Here is a 16,481-nt window from a genome sequence, read left to right on the forward strand (position 1 = left end):
CTGATCCGCCGCACCGCCACCGGGACGGCGGACATTCCCCCCTCCAGACTGGACTGACCGCCTCCCGCACATACTCACCACCATCGCAGCGTTGTTGATCCCGCCCCGCCGCGAACGTACCTGCCCCCGCGCCGTCAAACGCGCCCGCCACAACACCTACCGCGTCAAGAAACACGGCGAACCAGCCAGCACCCACCACCACAGCCCGCCCACCATCCGGCTCCACACACTCAACCCACCCGCAGCATGATCAACTTAAGCTACGCGGCATTGGGCCCGGACCGGGAAACGCGGCCGGCCGACGCTGAAAGCGCCGGCGAATCGGTACCCCAGCCCAACTCGCCAGCTCGGCGACCTGGAAAACCGCGACAATATCGCGTTACAGCACTACCGGCACCGTGAAGACCACCGAGCGAGTGTGACTCTGGTTCGGTACCTGGCGCACCGTGCACGTCCTCCCGGTCGGTAACACCGGAAAACCACCAAAACCAGCACCACCGGCGGGTATGACATCGCACTGATCACCACCGACCTCGCCGCCACAACCGAGGACATCATCGCCCGCTACCCGGCCCGCTATTCTATCGAGGTGATGTTCGTCGATGTCAACAACCTCCTCGGCGCCGGGCAAGCACGCAACCGTGTCCCGAAAGCCGTGAAACGAACCGCCCCGTTCGGATTGTTCTGCGACATCCTCATCGCCTGATACGCCCTCCACGGCCACGACCAGGACGGCGCCACCCAGCGTCGCGCCTCCACGCCGTGGTTCCGGACCAAAACCGAACCCTCCACCCTGGACATACTCACCAGGTTCAGCCGACAGATCATCGCCGTCCGTTTTGTGCCCACCACACCCCGACCAGACACAACCCAGGAAATCATGGAATTCCAGCACGCCTGGACACAAGCCGCCGCACAACCGCAAAAGTCGAGCGGTTACACCGAGCCTGGCAAGGAGCCTTCGAAGCGATGACAGACCGACCCGCGCGAGTCGACCAGTTGTCCGTCCAGCGAGAGAGCTGGGAGGCCCTCTCCTCCAACCACTACGACCGGATCATGGCGATACGGGAAGAAGCGTTCCCACCGGCCGAGCGCTTCGACGAGGACACGGTCGCGCTGCGCAACAGTACCTGGCTGTGGACCGCCCGTGCGGACGGGGACCAGATACTCGGGTTCGCCTCAGCACTGCTGCTCGCCACCGCGCGTGTGGCATACCTCGAGTATCTCGCGGTGGATTCGGCCGAGCGCGGCCGTGGGATCGGTGCCGCGATGCTGTCGGCGATGCTGGGCGATCTACGCGCGGCGGGGTCTGTTCGCGGGATCGTGGTCGAAGTGGAAGACCCGGTCCGAACGCCTGGAAACGACCCGCTGCTTGCCCGGAGAATTGGGTTTTACGGCAGGTGGGGGGCCAAGCCGGTCGGAATCCTGAACGATTATTCCATGCCCGATCTGGTTAGTCCCGGCGATCAGGTTCCGATGATCATCCTGTGGCGGGGAATTGTGGATGGCGACGAGCTCGGCGCGCCGGAACTGACCCGGGTGCTCACGGATCTTTACCGGGGCTACTATGCGAGCGCGGCACAGGAAGGGCATCTTGAGGAGATGATTCGCCGAATCAGGTGAAACGCCGGTGGCCGTGTCCCAGCGCTAATAAGGAGTGATGTGGGGGTTCTCGGTGAGGAATTGTCCGGATGCCGCTTTGTTGGTGGTTTTTTCCAATGAGCGGCGCACCTGGCACTCATAACAACGTCACCGGCGGCGTTGGCGCGCCGGTCGTGCAGGCGAATTCCATCGGCGGTGTCACGTTCCACCTGCCGGTGCCGGCCCCGCTGGTGCCGCACCAGTTGCCTGCGGTGGTTCCGCGGTTCGTGGGGCGAGACGAGAAAATCGCCCAACTGGACGCATCCCTGAACGGTTCGGATGCGCCGACCTCGCTGATCCACGTGATCAGCGGGACCGCCGGTGTCGGCAAGACCACGCTCGCGGTTCGGTGGGCGCACCAGGTGTCCGAAAAGTTCCCGGACGGGCAGCTTTACGTCAACCTGCGCGGTTTCGATCCCACCGGCGCGCCGGTGGCGCCCGCCGAGGCAGTCCGCGAGTTTCTCGACGCGTTCGGGGTGCCGTCGGAGCGGATTCCGGTCGCCTTGGACGCCCAGGCGGCGATGTACCGGAGCCTGCTCGCCGAGCGGCGCGTCCTGGTGGTGCTGGACAACGCGCATGACGCCAAGCAGGTGCGGCCGCTGCTGCCCGGCGCGGGCACCTGCCTGGTGCTGGTGACCAGCAGGGACCGGCTGCAGAGTCTGATCGTGCTGGAAGGTGCGCAGCCGGTCGGGTTGACGGCGATGACAAACGGCGAGGCGAAGGAACTGCTGGCCTCCCGGCTGGGTGCCGCCCGCGTGGCGAAGGCGCCGCAGGTCACTCAGGAACTGATCGACCGGTGCGTCCGCCTGCCGCTGGCGCTGGTGATCGTCGCGGCGCGCGCCCTCGTCAATCCGGACTTCCCGATCGAGGCGCTGGTGGAGGAGCTTCGGCACGAGCGGGACCGGCTGGATCTCCTTGACGCAGGCGATGGTTACCTCGGTGTCCGCGCCGTCTTCTCCTGGTCCTACCGTTCGCTGAGTCCCGAGGCCGCCGGTCTGTTCCGGTTGTTGGGGCTGCATTTGGGTCCCACGATCAGCCTGGCCGCCGCCGCGGCACTGGCTGGTTTGTCCGTGAGGGACGTACGGCCGTTGCTGGCCGAGTTGGCCAAGGCGCACCTGATCGAGGAGGCCCAGCCTCGGCGGTACGGGTTCCATGACCTGCTCCGCAGCTATGCCGCGGAACTGGTCGGCGGTGAGGAGTCCGAGCCGTGGCGACTGGGCGCGGTCCGGCGGATGCTGGAGTTCTACCTCCACACGGCTCTGGCCGCGGACCACCGCCTCGCGCCGCACCGCGCCCGGATCACCGTCCCCGAACCACCCGCTGGCCTGCCGCTCACCGCGATCGCCGACGAACGGCAGGCGCTCGACTGGTTCGTCACCGAACACGCGACGCTGCTCGGCGCGATCAACACCGCCCGCCACCACAGTGTCGACGCGTATGCGTGGCGGCTGGCCTGGAGTTTCAGCACGTATCTTGAGCGGAAGGGGCACTGGCGCGACTGGATGAGCACGCAGCGGACGGCGGTCTCCGCGGCGATGTGCCTGGGTGAGGTGTCGGCGCAGGCCCGGGCACACCTTCTCGCCAGCCGCGCCGCCATCAGGCTCGCCCAGCTCGATGACGCGGCGGCCCACCTTCAGCAGGCGCTCTCGTTGTACGAGGAGTTCGACAACTCCCTCGGCTTGGCCCGAACCCACATCTCGTTCAGCTGGGTACGCGAGCTGCAGCAGCGCTTTCCCGAAGCCATCGAACACGCGGCCCGGTCGCTTGAGCTGTTCCGGTCGGTGGGGAACCGGGCGGGAGAGGCGCGTGCGCTCGACCAGCTCGGGTGGGAGCAGGCCTTGTCCGGTGACTGTGAGCAGGGACTGGTCAACTGCGAACGGGCGCTGGAGCTGCTCATCGAGCTCGGCCACCGGCCGGGTCAGGCCGACTGCGAGGACAGTCTCGGTTACATCAACCACCAACTGGGCCGCTACGACCGTGCCGTGCGCCATCTGCAACGGAGTATCGCGCTGTGTCAGGAGCTTGGCGATCCGTACACGGGCGCCGTCGCCCGAGACCGCCTTGGTGACACGTATCTGGCGCTGGGCAGGGAACGAGAAGCATGCGAAACCTGGCAGGTCGCCCTGACGACACTTGAGCAGATGTTAGCGCCGGAAGAGCCCGCTGTCCGCGCCAAACTGGAAAAGTTCTTGCGCGGTAAGGAAAGTCCTGCGGGCGACGGGGCTCAGCGGGTGTGACCACGTTGGCCGGGAAAGAAGTCAGAGGGCGTCCCGCTCCACCACGGTGTCGACCGGGCTGACCAGACCTCGCCGTCGCCGATCCGGCCGGTGCGGCACGCGGTCACGACGGCTGCCAGCGCCTTTTCCACAATGGAATCGTCGAGCAAAATCTCCACGCGGAGCTTGGGCACGAAGTCGACGGAGTATTCGGCGCCGCGGTAGACGGCGCGACCATCACGTACCGGTTCGTCCTGCGACTCGACAACAACAGCCTCGTCTACGGCGAACTCCGCGGCGACGACGGGGACAGTGGTCTGAACCCCGGAGGCAAGGTGACCGTGACCGAGGACCCGGACCGGCTGGTGGGCCCGCAACGACCCGAGGACATCCACACCGCGCGGGACATGACCGTAACTGTCGCACTTGCCGCGGCAGACGCGACGGCCTTCGCCGTGGCGGGTTCTTACGGCGGGCGCGCTGACGCCGGCCCGCCGTCAACCCGCCGATACGGCCCGATGTCGTTGAGCCCGGTCGAGAAGCGAACCCAGCCGGCGAAACAAGCGAAGAGCTGGAGGGCCCTGGCCCTGGGTTCGCTGGTTACATTCGGCTGAACGCGCCGATATCTTCGTGAAAGTCGCGGATGGTTCGTTCAGTGAGGGTGGGCCGGGTGCCGGCGATCGCGGTGAGATAGTCCTCGGTCGTGGCCGGCTTGCCATCGCGATGGATCAGTTCGCGCTCGAATGCCGCTTGCGCACCTTTGCGTGCGGCGAACTCGATGTCGGCCGGGGTGAACATGTCGCTGGCGCGAACGAGCCGCGGCAGGTCGACCGAGCCAGCGGCGGGGCCGAGGTAGCGCTGCCAGATCGCGGTCCGCGCGGCCGTGTCCGGGGGCCCGATCGGGATCACGTAGTCGAAGCGGCCGGGGCGCAGGAACGCGGGGTCGAGCGACCGCACGGAGTTGGTGGCGCAGATCAGCAGCCTGTCGTCGTGCTCGCGAAACCCTGGAATGAGCTTGAGCAGCTCGTTGGTCACGCCATGCCCGGTGGTGATCGCCAAATCGCCGCGGGCGGCGGCGATCTCTTCGACCTCGTCGATGAACAGCAGGACCGCCACCAGCTCGGCGAGTTCGGTGAACGCCTCCCGGAGCGCGGCTGCCGGCCCGCCGCTGGTGTCGGACGCCAGCCGGGATGGGAACAGTTCAACGAAGGGCCAGGCCAGACGGGAGGCCACGGCTTTCGCGAAGCTGGTCTTGCCGGTGCCCGGCGGGCCGAACAGGATGACGCCCTTGGGCGGCGTAACCCCGTACCGGCCGGCCAGTTCCGGCTCGCTCAGCGGCAACACGATGTCCCGTTCGATGATCTGCTTTTCCCGCTCCATCCCGGCGACCGCATCCCACAAGCCGCTCGGCATCACCCGGCCGCCCACCGCGGCGAGCAGGCCCGCGTCCGCTCCGGTTTGTTCGGGTTTCTCGTAGTAGGTCAATCCGGTCCGGGCCTGGAACCCGGAGTTCTGCAGGGCCGTCGCTCCAGTGGCGGAGTCGGGGAGCAGGGCGCTGATCCGGCGTACCCCGGCCGCGCGCAACCGCCGTTCCAGTTCGGCGAGCAAAGAGCTACCGATGCCCTGGTGGCGCCAGTGCGCCGCCAGGGCCACCAACAACACCCAGGCCCGCTCGCCCTGTGCGTGCGCTACCGCCATGCCCACCAGCTCATGACCGACAACCGCCACCACCGCCGGTTGCTTGGCCCGGGCCGCCGCCATTACCTCTGAGATCGGGAAGACCGGCGCGGGTTCGTCCTCGTGCCGGCTCTGGTCCCAGACCCGGATCGCCTGGTCCAAGTCATCGTCATGGAAGTCCCGCAGTCGCCACGCCGGCATGGGCACCACCTCGCCAAACCCGGCCACGGCGCACCACCCCCGCGGATGGCGACGCCGTCGAGAACAGGATTTTCGCGACATCGACACCCTACGTCGACCCCGGAGACCACGCTCGGTTCATCAGGGCGAAGACGCCCACCCCAGGTCAGAGCCGCAGCCTCGTGGTCGGCGTGCAGGCCCCCTCGTGGTACGCGGCTCACGAACCTGAGCGGATGCGCCCCGAAAGCCGCTGCGCCACACTGACGGCGCGGAAATCGCGGTAACGCCTGGCCACCAGCGAACTCGATCATGTCGGTAGCGTCATGTTCCTTAAGGCTGTATGGAAAGCGGGTGGCAGCGGTGGGTCAACTCGCTGTGCTCGGTGGGGATGTCGCACGGATGTTGTCTCCGACATCGTGGCGAGATTGATTCCGGCGACGTGTTCATTCTCGGTGGATTTCGCAGAGCCGGAGTCTCACGATGTCGTGACCAACGGCTGACTGCCCCGCCGCGCGCGGTTTACGGACTCATCGTGATGGTGATCTGGTCCGGTGCCGCGTCCAGCAGGATCAGGAACCCCGCTGTTCCGACAATCCAGCGCAGTGCCGAGCGGGATCCGGAGGAGAGTTTGCTCTGCCACCGTTCGAACCGTTCACGCATCCTTTCGCGCAGGGCGGCCCAGGCGACAAAGAGCAGGATGCCGGGGAGCACCATGATGGTCACATACACGCCGAGAAGCGGCGACCATTGGATGGCGGTCAGGTGGGCCGTAGTCATGATGCCGATCGCGGCGAAGTACGGCACGGCGGTGGCGAACTCGAACAGCCAGGTCCCCAGTCCCATCAGCAGCATCGAGCGCATGGTGAAGGGCCGAGCCTGGATGGATGCCCGTTCGGGGTTCTTGTCGGGGATGAAGTAACTCCCCACTATGAGCGCTGCGCCGAGGGCGGCCTGTCCCCAGGTCCACACGCTGTCATCGACGTGTGGCACGACAGCGCCCAGGCCGAGCATGAGCAGTACGCCCAAGGCGAAGTACGCGATCGCGACCGATCCGAGGTACGCGCCAAGCAGAGTCCCCACGCGGTGCGGCCTGGCCAGCAGCAGATAGAGGGTCACCCCGATCACGGTGGGACTCAGCGTATCGAGCAGGGCCAGTCCGAGCACCGCCCCAATCGTCGCGATCGACAACCCTGCCTCCTGCTGCCCGAAGCTGACGATTCGTAATAACACGCCCGTGTCAATTATCGTAGCACGGGCGTGTTAGAATGTGGAGGTGCCGCGACTCGTTGATCACGATCGGCGACGGGTCGAGCTCGGCGAGGCCGCCATCCGGGTGATCCTGCGCGACGGCCTTGCCGGCGTGACCGTCCGCGGTGTCGCCGCCGAAGCGGGCTGGTCCACCGGGTCCCTGCGGCACTACTTCAGCAATCAGCACGAATTGCAGACCTACGTCGTACAGGCCACCACCGACACCCTCCGTCGACGGGTCCTTCCACGTGTCCAGCGGCCCCGCGCTCATGGTTCGGTGGTCGAACGGATCGCCACGATCGTGGAGGAGATGCTGCCGTTCGATGCCGAGCGGCGCGAGGAATACGCATTGTGGTCGGCGGTCGTGGAATGGGAACGTCAACACCCTCCCGAGGGAGGCTCTGTGACGTGGAAGGACCAGCGGGCGCTGTACCGCCAATGCATCGCCTCCCTACGCGGATACGAGCCAACCCGCGAACCGAGCCAGGCCACGCTCCCGCATTCTGATGCCGAGGTCGAACTCTGGGCGGCGCTCCTGCACACGTTCGTCGACGGACTCGCCGCCCAGATCATGAACACCCCCGGCGAAGTGACCGTCGACACCGCCGCACAACTGCTGCGTTCACTACTGCAAGCCGTACCTCGCGCACGGCCAGATCAGTGAGCGCGTCAAACGCTCATGGTGGGCTGTTCGTGTGGTGTCGGCGACATGCCGACACCACGTGATGGTCGAGCCGGTCCCCTCCGCGACGAGCTGTCGGCGAGCCGCCGGATGCCGGCCGAGCATGGGCGTGGGCAGGCGGTGACAATGGCAGGCGTGCCATCCAGGACCCGTTCGCCCCTTGACGTGCCCGTGCGGTGGCGGGCTCCCGTTCGACGAGTGCTGTGGCCGTGCGCACGCGGGCATCGCACCAGCGGCCACCGCGGAGGCGCTCATGCGCTCCCGTTACAGTGCCTTCGCCTTGGGCGACACGGACTACCTGCTGCGGAGTTGGCACTCGAGCACCCGTCCGGCGGCGCTTGTCCTGGACCCCGGGCAGCGCTGGGAACGCTTGGAGATTGTGACGACCTCCGGCGGCGGCCTGCTGCATGCCGACGGCATGGTGGAGTTTCGGGCGCACTGGCGGACGGCCGAGGGCGGCCGGGGAGTGCTGCACGAAATCAGCCGGTTCGTTCGCGAGGACGGTCGGTGGACGTACCTCGACGGTCAGCGGGTCTAGGTCGGTCTAGGTCGTCTTACGAGGAGCAACCGTGTCAGGACCGCGAACGGCGGGGCTCCGCGCTCTTTTCCTTGGTGCGCATCGCTTCCTGCCGAACCTCGGCCTGGATTGCGCGTTCACGCCGTAGCCAGTCGGGATTGTCGGCCTTCAATGCGTTGATCTGCTCGGTGGTGAGGGGGTCGGTGATTCCGCCACGCGCGAGACCGCCGATGGAGATGCCCAGCTTCGCCGCGACAACCGGCCGTGGATGGGGGCCGTCGCGGCGCAGTTCCCGCAGCCACTCGGGCGGATCGGTCTGCAGGGCGTTGAGTTCGTCGCGCGAGACGACACCCTTCCGGAACTCCGCGGGGGTGGCTTCGAGGAACACACCCAGCTTCTTCGCCGCGGTCGCGGGCTTCATCGTCTGGGCGGTCTTGCGCGAGGTCATGGCTCCAAGGGTATCGAGTGTGCGCCCCACCTCCGACCACGCCCGGTAATCTGGGCCGGTGACCGGTTCGGCCGTACCACTGTCTTTCAGGCTCGCGTACGTCCCTGGCGTGACGCCCGGCAAATGGGTGCGGACCTGGCACGAGCGGTTGCCCCAGGTCCCGTTGATCCTCACCCGGGTGCTTGCCGCCGAAGCCGCCGACCTGGTGCGGGAGCGCGCGGTCGACGCGGTCCTCCTGCGGTTGCCGACCGACCGGACGGGCCTGCACGCGATCCCTCTCTACACCGAGACGACGGTGGCCGTGACTCCGAAAGAGCACTTCGCCGCCGCCGCCGAAGAGGTGACACCCGAGGACCTCGCCGACGAGGTCGTGCTGCATCCTCTTGACGACACCCTCGACTGGGAGTGCCCGCCGGGACGTCCGGCGATCGAACGCCCCGCGACGACGGCGGATGCCATCCAGCTGGTGGCGGCGGGGGCGGGGTTACTCGTCGTCCCGCAGTCACTCGCCCGGCTGCACCACCGCCGGGACCTCACCTACCGGCCGATCTCGGACACCCCGCAGTCGCGCGTCGCGTTGTCGTGGCTGGAGGACGAGACCACCGACCTGATGGAGCAGTTCATCGGGATCGTCCGCGGGCGGACCGTGAACAGCACGCGCGGCCTGCCGCCTGCTCCACCGCAGCCGAAGCGCGGGGTCGACGGGCGGAAGCACGGCTCCGGCAAGCCGGCCGGTGGGAACCGGCGACAGGGTTCCGGCGCCGGGCATAAGAGCGCCCAGCGCGGAAAGCCTCGCCGCCGCGCGTAGCGAGCGTCATGCGCCCGCTGCCAGGCCCAACTACCTCCGGGAGTTCGCCGAGCGGAAAATGGCCTCGCGCCGGTTCAACGCCTCGTCCAGGGTGATCGCGGCGTCGATGAGGGCCAGGTGGGTGAAGGCCTGCGGGAAGTTGCCGATCTGCTCCCCGGTCAAAGCGATCTCCTCGGAGTAGAGCCCGAGGTGGTTGGCGTAGGTGAGCATTTTCTCGAAGGTCAGCCGGGCGTCCTCGAGCCGGCCGGCGCGGGCGAGCGCGTCGACGTACATGAACGTGCACAGGGAGAACGTGCCCTCGGCGCCCCGCAGCCCGTCGGGTGAGGCGCTCGGGTTGTAGCGGTAGACCAGGCTGTCGGTGACCAGTTCGTCGTCCATCGCGCGCAGCGTGGCGGTCCACATCGGATCCTGCGGGGCGATGAAACCGACCGTGGCCATCCGCAGCAGCGCCGAGTCCAGGACCTCGCTGCCGTAGTGCTGGACGAACGCCCGCCGGTGCGGGTTCCAGCCGGAGTCCATGATCTGGTCGTAGATGGCGTCTCGGGCGCGGGTCCAGTCGGTGACGGCCGCTGGAATCCCGCGTGCCGCCGCGAGCCGGAGACCGCGGTCGAAGGCCACCCAGCTCATCAAGCGGCCGTAGGTGAAGGCCTCCCGCCCGCCGCGGGTCTCCCAGATACCCTCCTCGGGCTGGTCCCAGTGCTCGGCGAGCCAGTCCAGCACCTCGCGGATCGACAGCCAGTCCCGGTGCCCGAGCTGCAACCCCTGTTGTTCGGCGAACAACAGGCTGTCCAGCGCCTCGCCGTAGATGTCGAGCTGGAGCTGGTCGGAGGCCCCGTTGCCGATCCGGACCGGACGGGAGCCGCGGTAGCCGCCCCAGTGCCCCAGGGACTCTTCCTTCAGATCCGAGCTGCCGTCGACCCGGTACATGATGTTCAACGGCCCACCCTCACCGCCGGTGCGCTCGTTGATCCGGTCTGTCAGCCAGGCGTTGAACTGGGCCGACTCCTCCGTGAACCCCAGCCGCAACAGCGCGTAGATCGAGAACGACGCGTCCCGGATCCAGGTGTAGCGGTAGTCCCAGTTGCGCTCGCCCCCCACCTGCTCCGGCAGGCCGGTGGTGGGTGCCGCGACCAGGCCCCCGGTAGGGGCGTAGGTCATCAGCTTCAGCGTGATCGCGGAGCGTTGCAGTGCCTCCCGCCACCGTCCGGTGTACGTCGATCGGGAGACCCACGAGCGCCAGAAGGTGACGGTGTCGTCGAACAACTCCTGGAACTCGGCGAGCCGGATCTCCCGCGGCGGGCCGGTGGCGGCCGACTCCAGCACCAGCCCGCGGACCTGGCCGGCCATCAGGCTGATCGACGCGTGCACGTCGCCTGCGTTCACCCGCACGTGGCCCAGCCGTGCGTCGTCAGGCTCGCGCACGGGGCAAAGGGTCAAACTCCGCCCGTCGGTGCTGAAGACCGCACCGCGCTCATCGATATGCAACTGGTGGGTCTGGCGCCCGTAGTCGAACCGCGGAGCGATGTCGATCTCGAAGCTCATCTCACCGCGAGTGCAGCGCAGCATCCGGACGATCCGGTGCCTGTCGGTGGGTTCCCGCCCGGCCGGGGGCATGCAGTCGACGACCTCTCCCACACCGGCCTCGCTGATGAACCGGGTGATGAGGACGGCGGTGTCCGGGAAGTACATCTGTTTGGTTTCGTACGTCCGCTGCGCGGGCCGAACCCGGAAGTGCCCGCCGCGCTGGTCATCCAGCAGCGCGCCGAACACGCTCGGGGAGTCGAATCGCGGGCAGCAGAACCAGTCGATCGAGCCCGTGGTGCTGACCAGCGCGGCCGTCTGCAGATCCCCGATCAAGCCGTGGTCGGCGATTGCGGCCTCAGTCATGACTACCTCCAAGACAACATTGGCGCGCGTCCGGCCATGCTCATCGCCGCTCCCCGCGTGGTGCATCACCCGAGGCGCGTGAACTGTGGGACCGCTGTGCCGGCGACATCCCGCCCGGTCGCGCTCGTCTCGCCCGACCTTTAGCTTGGAAATGCAGATCTTTGCCGGCCGGTGACCACATCGGACCGGCTGACGCGCCCAGGAACGGCGGCCGCGACGGAGCACGGCGCTCGACCCGGAGTTGGGAGTCAGGCCATGGAGGACCACATCACGCCACGCCGCGTGGTCATCGTGGGCGGCGGGTTCGCCGGGCTGTTCGCCGTCCGGTCGCTGCGCAACCACCCGGTCGCGATCACGCTTGTCGACCGTGCCGGCCACCACCTGTTCCAGCCTCTCCTGTATCAGTGCGCCACCGGGATCCTGTCCGAGGGGCAGATCGCCGTTCCGTTGCGGGACATCTTCAAGCGGCAGCGGAATGTCCGGTGCGTGCTGGCCGAAGTGACCGGCTTCGACCCGTCGCAGCACCGGGTGCTGGCCCGGCGGCCGGGCGGGGAGCGCATCGAGTTCGGCTATGACGATCTCATCGTGGCCACCGGCGTCGGCCAGTCCTACTTCGGGCACGACGAGTTCGCGCGGTGGGCGCCGGGCATGAAGACGGTGGCCGACGCGCTGGCGATCCGTCGCCGGGTCTTCGGCGCGTTCGAGCTCGCCGAGACCGCCACCACGGTCGCCGGGCGTCGCAGGTGGCTCACCTTCGCGTTGGTCGGCGCCGGGCCGACCGGAGTGGAGCTGGCAGGTCAGCTGCGAGAACTCGCCGCCAAGACGCTCGAAGCCGAGTTCCGCACCGTCAGGTCGGAGGATGCCCGGGTTCTGCTTTTCGACGGCGGCGATGCTCCGCTTGCTTCCTTCGGCCCCAAGCTTTCGGCGCGAGCGGCCCGGTCCCTCGAACACCTGGGTGTCGAGCTCCACATGGGAGCCCGCGTCACAGAAGTCGACCAGGACGGGCTCGTGGCGGTCGATGCTTCGGGGGAGGAGACCAGACACGACGTGGGTACCGTTTTGTGGACCGCCGGCGTACAGGCTCCTCCGGTAGCCGCAGCTCTCGCGTCGGCCACCGGCGCCAAGTGTGACCGTGCGGGCCGTATTCTCGTCGCCCCGGACCTCACCGTCCCCGGCCATCCAAATATTTGCGTGGTCGGGGATTTGATGAGCCTCGACCGGTTACCAGGCGTCGCTGAAGTCGCCATGCAGTCCGGCCTCTACGCCGCGCGGCGTATCAAGCGTCGGCTGACGGGCCATCCGCTGAGAAAACCGTTCCGCTACCACGACCTGGGTTCCGCCGCCTACATTTCGCGCGGCCGAGCCGTGATATCGGTTGGGCCGCTGCGGTTCGGGGGCTTTCCCGGCTGGGTGGCCTGGCTCTTCGTCCACATCGCCTTCCTGACAGGGTTCCGCAACCGCGTCGGCGCGATTCTGACCTGGTTTCTCGCGTTCACCCGTGACATCCGGCGTGAACGAATATTCACGATGCGTCAGATCGAGACGGACCGTGACGCCTACTCCGCGCGACCGGTGTCGCGCACAGTGGCGCCCGCGGGGCGTGAGCGCCCGTCGTAGCGTGATCTTGCTACGGAGCTGTGACGGTCGGGTGCTTCGGTTGCGGCGGATACCGCGGATATTTCGGTATTCCTCGTCCGCACCTTCCGGGAGAAATCAGTGGAAACCAGCCGCAGTGACCGTAACCAACCCCCTGCCGCCCCGCTGCTCAACGGCCAGAAGGCGTTGGTGACGGGCGCGAACTCCGGTATCGGCAAAGCCACCGCGATCGGCCTGGGGAGGGTGGGCGCCGACGTCGTGGTGAACTACGTCGCCGGGAAGGACGCCGCCGAAGAGGTGGTGCGCGAAATCAGAGGCCTGGGTGTCCGCGCCTACGCACACGAGGCGGACGTGTCGCAGGAGGACCAGGTCGTCGACATGGTCGCCCGGATGGTCAAGGAGTTCGGGACCATCGACGTCATGGTGGCGAACGCCGGCCTCCAGCGTGATGCTCCGATCAGCGAAATGACACTGGACCAGTGGAACAAGGTGCTGAACGTCAACCTCGCCGGCCAGTTCCTGTGCGCCCGTGAAGCGGCCAAGGAGTTCCTGCGACGCGGCGTCGTCCCGGAGGTGTCCCGCTCCGCCGGCAAGATCATCTGCATGAGCTCGGTCCATCAGATCATCCCCTGGTCGGGGCATGTGAACTACGCGGCGTCCAAGGGCGGCGTGCAGATGCTCATGGCGACCCTCGCGCAGGAGCTCGCGCCGCACGGGATCCGGGTGAACGCGGTCGCTCCGGGAGCGATCCGCACGCCCATCAACCGCAGCGCGTGGGACACCCCCGAGGCCGAAACGGACCTGCTCCGGCTCATCCCGTACCGGCGCGTGGGCGACCCGGACGACATCGCGAACGCGGTTGCCGTGCTGGCGTCCGACCTTCTCGACTACGTCGTGGGGACCACCGTCTACGTCGACGGCGGCATGACGCTGTTCCCCGGTTTCGCCACCGGTGGCTGAGGTCGACGGTCCTCGCGTCGCCCGGAACGAATCAGGGAGAACTTTTGAACAGCGCGATCGGCTTTCTGACGGAGGCGCCGCCGCAGCTTCTGCCGGCCCGCGAGCTCATGGCCTTCACCCTGGCCTCCCACATCCTGCTCGTGCCCTTCGGTGTCGCCCTGCCCGCCATCACCCTCCTGATGCACCATCGCGGGCTCCGCAAGGGCGACGCCGTAGCCCTGCAACTCGCGCGGCGCTGGTCGGTGGTGATGGCCGTCCAATTCGCCATCGGCATCGTGACCGGCACCGTGCTCTCCTTCGAATTCGGTCTGCTGTGGCCGGGCATGATGGGCCGGTGGGGCGATGTCTTCGGCCTCGGCTTCGGCGTCGAAGCATGGGCGTTCTTCCTCGAAGCGATCCTCATCGCCATATACCTCTACGGCTGGCGCAGGCTCAAACCGTGGACGCACTTCTGGCTCGGCCTGCCCCTGCCACTGGCGGCCCTGATGGGGGCATTCGGAATCATCGCCGCGAATTCCTGGATGAACACCCCGGGCGGCTTCACACTCGACGCGGGCGGTAACCCGGTTGACGTCAATGTGCGGCAGGCGGTCTTCACGCCGATGTTCGGCCCCGAGTACTGGCACTTCGTTGCCGGCGTGATCCTGACCGCGGGGTATGTGGTGGCCGGGGTGTACGCGGTCGGCTGGCTGCGCGGCCGCCGGGACCGTTACCACCGGCTCGGTTTCACCGTGCCGTTCACTGTCGCCGCGATCCTCACCCCGGTGCAGTTCATCCTGGGGGACTCCATCGCCCGCTCCGTCTTCCACGACCAGCCGGTGAAGTTCGCGGCCGTCGAAATCGTCTGGAACACCGACACGCACGTAGCCGAGTACATATTCGGACGCCTGAACCCCGACGGGACGATCTCCGGCGGACTCAGGATTCCCCAACTGGACTCGATCCTCGCCGGATTCAGCCCGGACACCGAGGTGACGGGCCTGACGACGGTCCCCGCGGGCAACCGCCCGACGGCGACCGAGGCCACCATCGCGCACTGGGCGTTCGACATCATGGTGATCATCGGCAGCCTGCTCGTCCTGCTCGCCCTCTGGTACGGCTGGTGCTGGCTGCGCCGCCGTGACCTGCCGAGGTCGCGATGGTTCTTCCGGTGTGCCGCCATCGCCGGTGCCGCTTGCCTGCTGACCGTGGAATGCGGCTGGATCACCACCGAAGTAGGCCGCCAGCCCTGGATCGTCTACCAGAACATGCGGGTCGCCGAGGCCGTGACGGGCACCCGTGCCTCGTCGCTGTGGGCGATGTTCGGCATCGTCGTCGTGGTCTACGTGCTGGTCTTCGGCGCCTTCCTGACCATCCTGCTCAAGATGCGCACCCGCTGGCGGATCGCCGACGAACAGCTGCTCGACGTCTCGGCGGCCGGGCCGCCGGAAGGCGACGTCCCCTACGGGCCCCGGCTGACGACGGCCGCCGGATCCACCGAGGCCACCGAGGCCACCGAGGTCGCCGCCGCGCCGGACCACGGTACGGGACGCGCGGACGGGGGAGAGCGGTGATTTCCGGGATCTCCGACGTCATCGCCGGGGTGCTGCTCGCCGCCGTGACGGCCTACGCGTGCGGTGGGGGCACCGACTACGGGGCCGGATTCTGGGACCTCGTCGCGGGTGGCAGCGAGCGTGGCGAGCGCCCCAGGTGGCTGATCGACCACGCGATGGAACCGGTCTGGGAGACCAACAACGTCTGGCTGATCTTCGTTCTGGTGATCATGTGGACCGGCTTTCCCGTCCTGTTCCAGACGGTCTTCTCGGCCATGTGGCTGCCCCTGGCACTCGCGGCCGTGGGGCTCGTCCTGCGTGGCGCCGGCTTCGCCCTGCGCAAGCAAACGCGGCTGTTGGCCGGGCGCCGGGTCTACGGCGCGGTCTTCGCCGTGTCCTCGCTCCTGACTCCCTTCTTCCTGGGAGCGGCCGTCGGGGGTTTGGCCACGGGCCGGGTGGCGCCAGGAACGACGGCGTCGGCCGATGCGTGGTCGAACGGGACGTCGGTGATCACCGGGCTGCTCACCGTCGCCGCGACAGCCTTCCTCGGTGCGGTGTTCCTCACCGCCGACGCCCGTCGCTTCGACGCCGCCGATCTCGCCGGCTACTTCCGGCTGCGGGCCTGGTACAGCCTCGGCGCCATCGCCGTGCTGGCGATCATCGGCCTCGCCGTCACCCGGGACGACGCCCGCTATGTCCACAACGGCCTCACCAGCGGAATCGGCCTGATCCTCGTCCTGCTGGCCGTCGTGGCCGCCGTGGCCACCGCCGTGCTGCTGTACCGCATGGCGACGGGCTTGGCGAGAATCACCGCGGTCGCCGGCGTCGCCCTCGTCGTCGTCGCGTGGGGGCTGGCCCAGCGGCCGTATCTCATCCCCACCTCACTGACCGTGGACCAGGCGGCCGGCGCGGCGACGACGCTGCGCTGGCTGGTCCTGGTCACGCTCATCGCGGTGGTGCTGGTAGGGCCGCTCCTCGTCCTGCTTTATCGCCTGGACACCCGCGGCGCCCTCCAGCCCCTCACCGACGCGGATCTGCGCCAGCCGCCCGCCGATCAAGCGTCGGACAGCTCTCCGCCGTCCTGAGGGA

At 67.9% G+C, this 16,481-nt stretch carries 14 protein-coding genes and 1 pseudogene; 9 read left to right on the plus strand and 6 right to left on the minus strand.

All coding sequences use genetic code 11. The features are described 5' to 3' along the window. Positions 1-379 precede the first annotated feature (379 nt). Positions 380-895, minus strand: a complete 516-nt coding sequence (locus VJT49_RS22365) for a hypothetical protein (RefSeq protein WP_324166849.1) — start codon at positions 893-895, stop codon at positions 380-382. A gap of 74 nt (positions 896-969) precedes the next feature. Here VJT49_RS22365 and VJT49_RS22370 point away from each other — a divergent pair, with 74 nt between their 5' ends. Then, entirely contained in the window at positions 970-1,623 is a 654-nt protein-coding gene (locus VJT49_RS22370; protein WP_324166850.1) for a GNAT family N-acetyltransferase, read from the plus strand. A gap of 95 nt (positions 1,624-1,718) precedes the next feature. Further along, positions 1,719-3,878, plus strand: coding sequence for an ATP-binding protein (locus VJT49_RS22375; protein WP_324166851.1), 2,160 nt, complete (start codon positions 1,719-1,721; stop codon positions 3,876-3,878). 21 nt (positions 3,879-3,899) lie between these two features. Here the strand turns inward: VJT49_RS22375 and VJT49_RS22380 are convergent. The 3 genes and pseudogenes from VJT49_RS22380 to VJT49_RS22390 form a co-directional block, all read right to left on the minus strand. Beyond that, positions 3,900-4,084, minus strand: a pseudogene (locus VJT49_RS22380) (P-II family nitrogen regulator); the annotation flags it as partial. 373 nt (positions 4,085-4,457) lie between these two features. Continuing rightward, positions 4,458-5,735 (minus strand): ATP-binding protein, encoded by a 1,278-nt coding sequence (locus tag VJT49_RS22385; RefSeq protein ID WP_324166852.1) that lies wholly within the window; start codon positions 5,733-5,735, stop codon positions 4,458-4,460. Positions 5,736-6,233: 498 nt separating this feature from the next. After that, entirely contained in the window at positions 6,234-6,902 is a 669-nt protein-coding gene (locus tag VJT49_RS22390; protein ID WP_324166853.1) for a GAP family protein, read from the minus strand. Positions 6,903-6,987: 85 nt separating this feature from the next. Between VJT49_RS22390 and VJT49_RS22395 the strand changes: the two genes are divergently transcribed. Together VJT49_RS22395 and VJT49_RS22400 are read left to right on the plus strand one after the other, a co-directional pair. Continuing rightward, positions 6,988-7,626 carry a TetR/AcrR family transcriptional regulator gene (locus VJT49_RS22395; RefSeq protein WP_324166854.1) on the plus strand — a complete coding sequence of 213 codons (639 nt, stop codon included), beginning with the start codon at positions 6,988-6,990 and terminating at the stop codon, positions 7,624-7,626. 178 nt (positions 7,627-7,804) lie between these two features. Further along, positions 7,805-8,182, plus strand: a complete 378-nt coding sequence (locus tag VJT49_RS22400) for a YchJ family protein (protein ID WP_324166855.1) — start codon at positions 7,805-7,807, stop codon at positions 8,180-8,182. Positions 8,183-8,216: 34 nt separating this feature from the next. Here VJT49_RS22400 and VJT49_RS22405 read toward each other — a convergent pair whose 3' ends face one another. Continuing rightward, positions 8,217-8,609, minus strand: a complete 393-nt coding sequence (locus VJT49_RS22405; RefSeq protein WP_324166856.1) for a DUF5997 family protein — start codon at positions 8,607-8,609, stop codon at positions 8,217-8,219. A gap of 58 nt (positions 8,610-8,667) precedes the next feature. Here VJT49_RS22405 and VJT49_RS22410 point away from each other — a divergent pair, with 58 nt between their 5' ends. Next, complete coding sequence (locus VJT49_RS22410) at positions 8,668-9,417, plus strand: LysR family transcriptional regulator substrate-binding protein (RefSeq protein WP_324166857.1); 750 nt, start codon at positions 8,668-8,670, stop codon at positions 9,415-9,417. Between the two features lie 30 nt (positions 9,418-9,447). Here the strand turns inward: VJT49_RS22410 and VJT49_RS22415 are convergent, their stop codons facing one another. Continuing rightward, a complete protein-coding gene (locus VJT49_RS22415) occupies positions 9,448-11,304 on the minus strand; it encodes a glycoside hydrolase family 15 protein (RefSeq protein WP_324166858.1) in 1,857 nt (618 codons plus the stop codon). A gap of 255 nt (positions 11,305-11,559) precedes the next feature. On the opposite strand from VJT49_RS22415, the gene VJT49_RS22420 reads away from it, so the two are divergent. The 4 genes from VJT49_RS22420 to VJT49_RS22435 all read left to right on the plus strand — a co-directional run bounded on the left by VJT49_RS22420 (position 11,560) and on the right by VJT49_RS22435 (position 16,477). Beyond that, positions 11,560-12,921 carry an NAD(P)/FAD-dependent oxidoreductase gene (locus VJT49_RS22420; protein ID WP_324166859.1) on the plus strand — a complete coding sequence of 454 codons (1,362 nt, stop codon included), beginning with the start codon at positions 11,560-11,562 and terminating at the stop codon, positions 12,919-12,921. Positions 12,922-13,020: 99 nt separating this feature from the next. Then, positions 13,021-13,860, plus strand: coding sequence for an SDR family oxidoreductase (locus VJT49_RS22425; protein WP_324166860.1), 840 nt, complete (start codon positions 13,021-13,023; stop codon positions 13,858-13,860). A gap of 44 nt (positions 13,861-13,904) precedes the next feature. Beyond that, positions 13,905-15,413: a cytochrome ubiquinol oxidase subunit I gene (locus VJT49_RS22430; protein WP_324166861.1), complete on the plus strand. Its 1,509-nt coding sequence runs from the start codon at positions 13,905-13,907 to the stop codon at positions 15,411-15,413. Beyond that, positions 15,410-16,477: a cytochrome d ubiquinol oxidase subunit II gene (locus VJT49_RS22435; RefSeq protein WP_324166862.1), complete on the plus strand. Its 1,068-nt coding sequence runs from the start codon at positions 15,410-15,412 to the stop codon at positions 16,475-16,477. The genes VJT49_RS22430 and VJT49_RS22435 overlap by 4 nt, the downstream gene beginning before the upstream one ends. The last annotated feature ends 4 nt before the right edge of the window (positions 16,478-16,481 follow it).

The organism is Amycolatopsis sp. (genome assembly GCF_035276945.1).
Lineage (GTDB): Bacteria > Actinomycetota > Actinomycetes > Mycobacteriales > Pseudonocardiaceae > Amycolatopsis_E.

Excerpts from the sequence above, each read along its gene's own strand:
- VJT49_RS22405 (WP_324166856.1), bottom strand. The coding sequence starts at position 8,609 with ATGACCTCGCGCAAGACCGCCCAGACGATGAAGCCCGCGACCGCGGCG.
- VJT49_RS22370 (WP_324166850.1), top strand. The coding sequence starts at position 970 with ATGACAGACCGACCCGCGCGAGTCGACCAGTTGTCCGTCCAGCGAGAG.
- VJT49_RS22420 (WP_324166859.1), top strand. The coding sequence starts at position 11,560 with ATGGAGGACCACATCACGCCACGCCGCGTGGTCATCGTGGGCGGCGGG.
- VJT49_RS22385 (WP_324166852.1), bottom strand. The coding sequence starts at position 5,735 with ATGCCGGCGTGGCGACTGCGGGACTTCCATGACGATGACTTGGACCAG.
- VJT49_RS22375 (WP_324166851.1), top strand. The coding sequence starts at position 1,719 with ATGAGCGGCGCACCTGGCACTCATAACAACGTCACCGGCGGCGTTGGC.
- VJT49_RS22415 (WP_324166858.1), bottom strand. The coding sequence starts at position 11,304 with ATGACTGAGGCCGCAATCGCCGACCACGGCTTGATCGGGGATCTGCAG.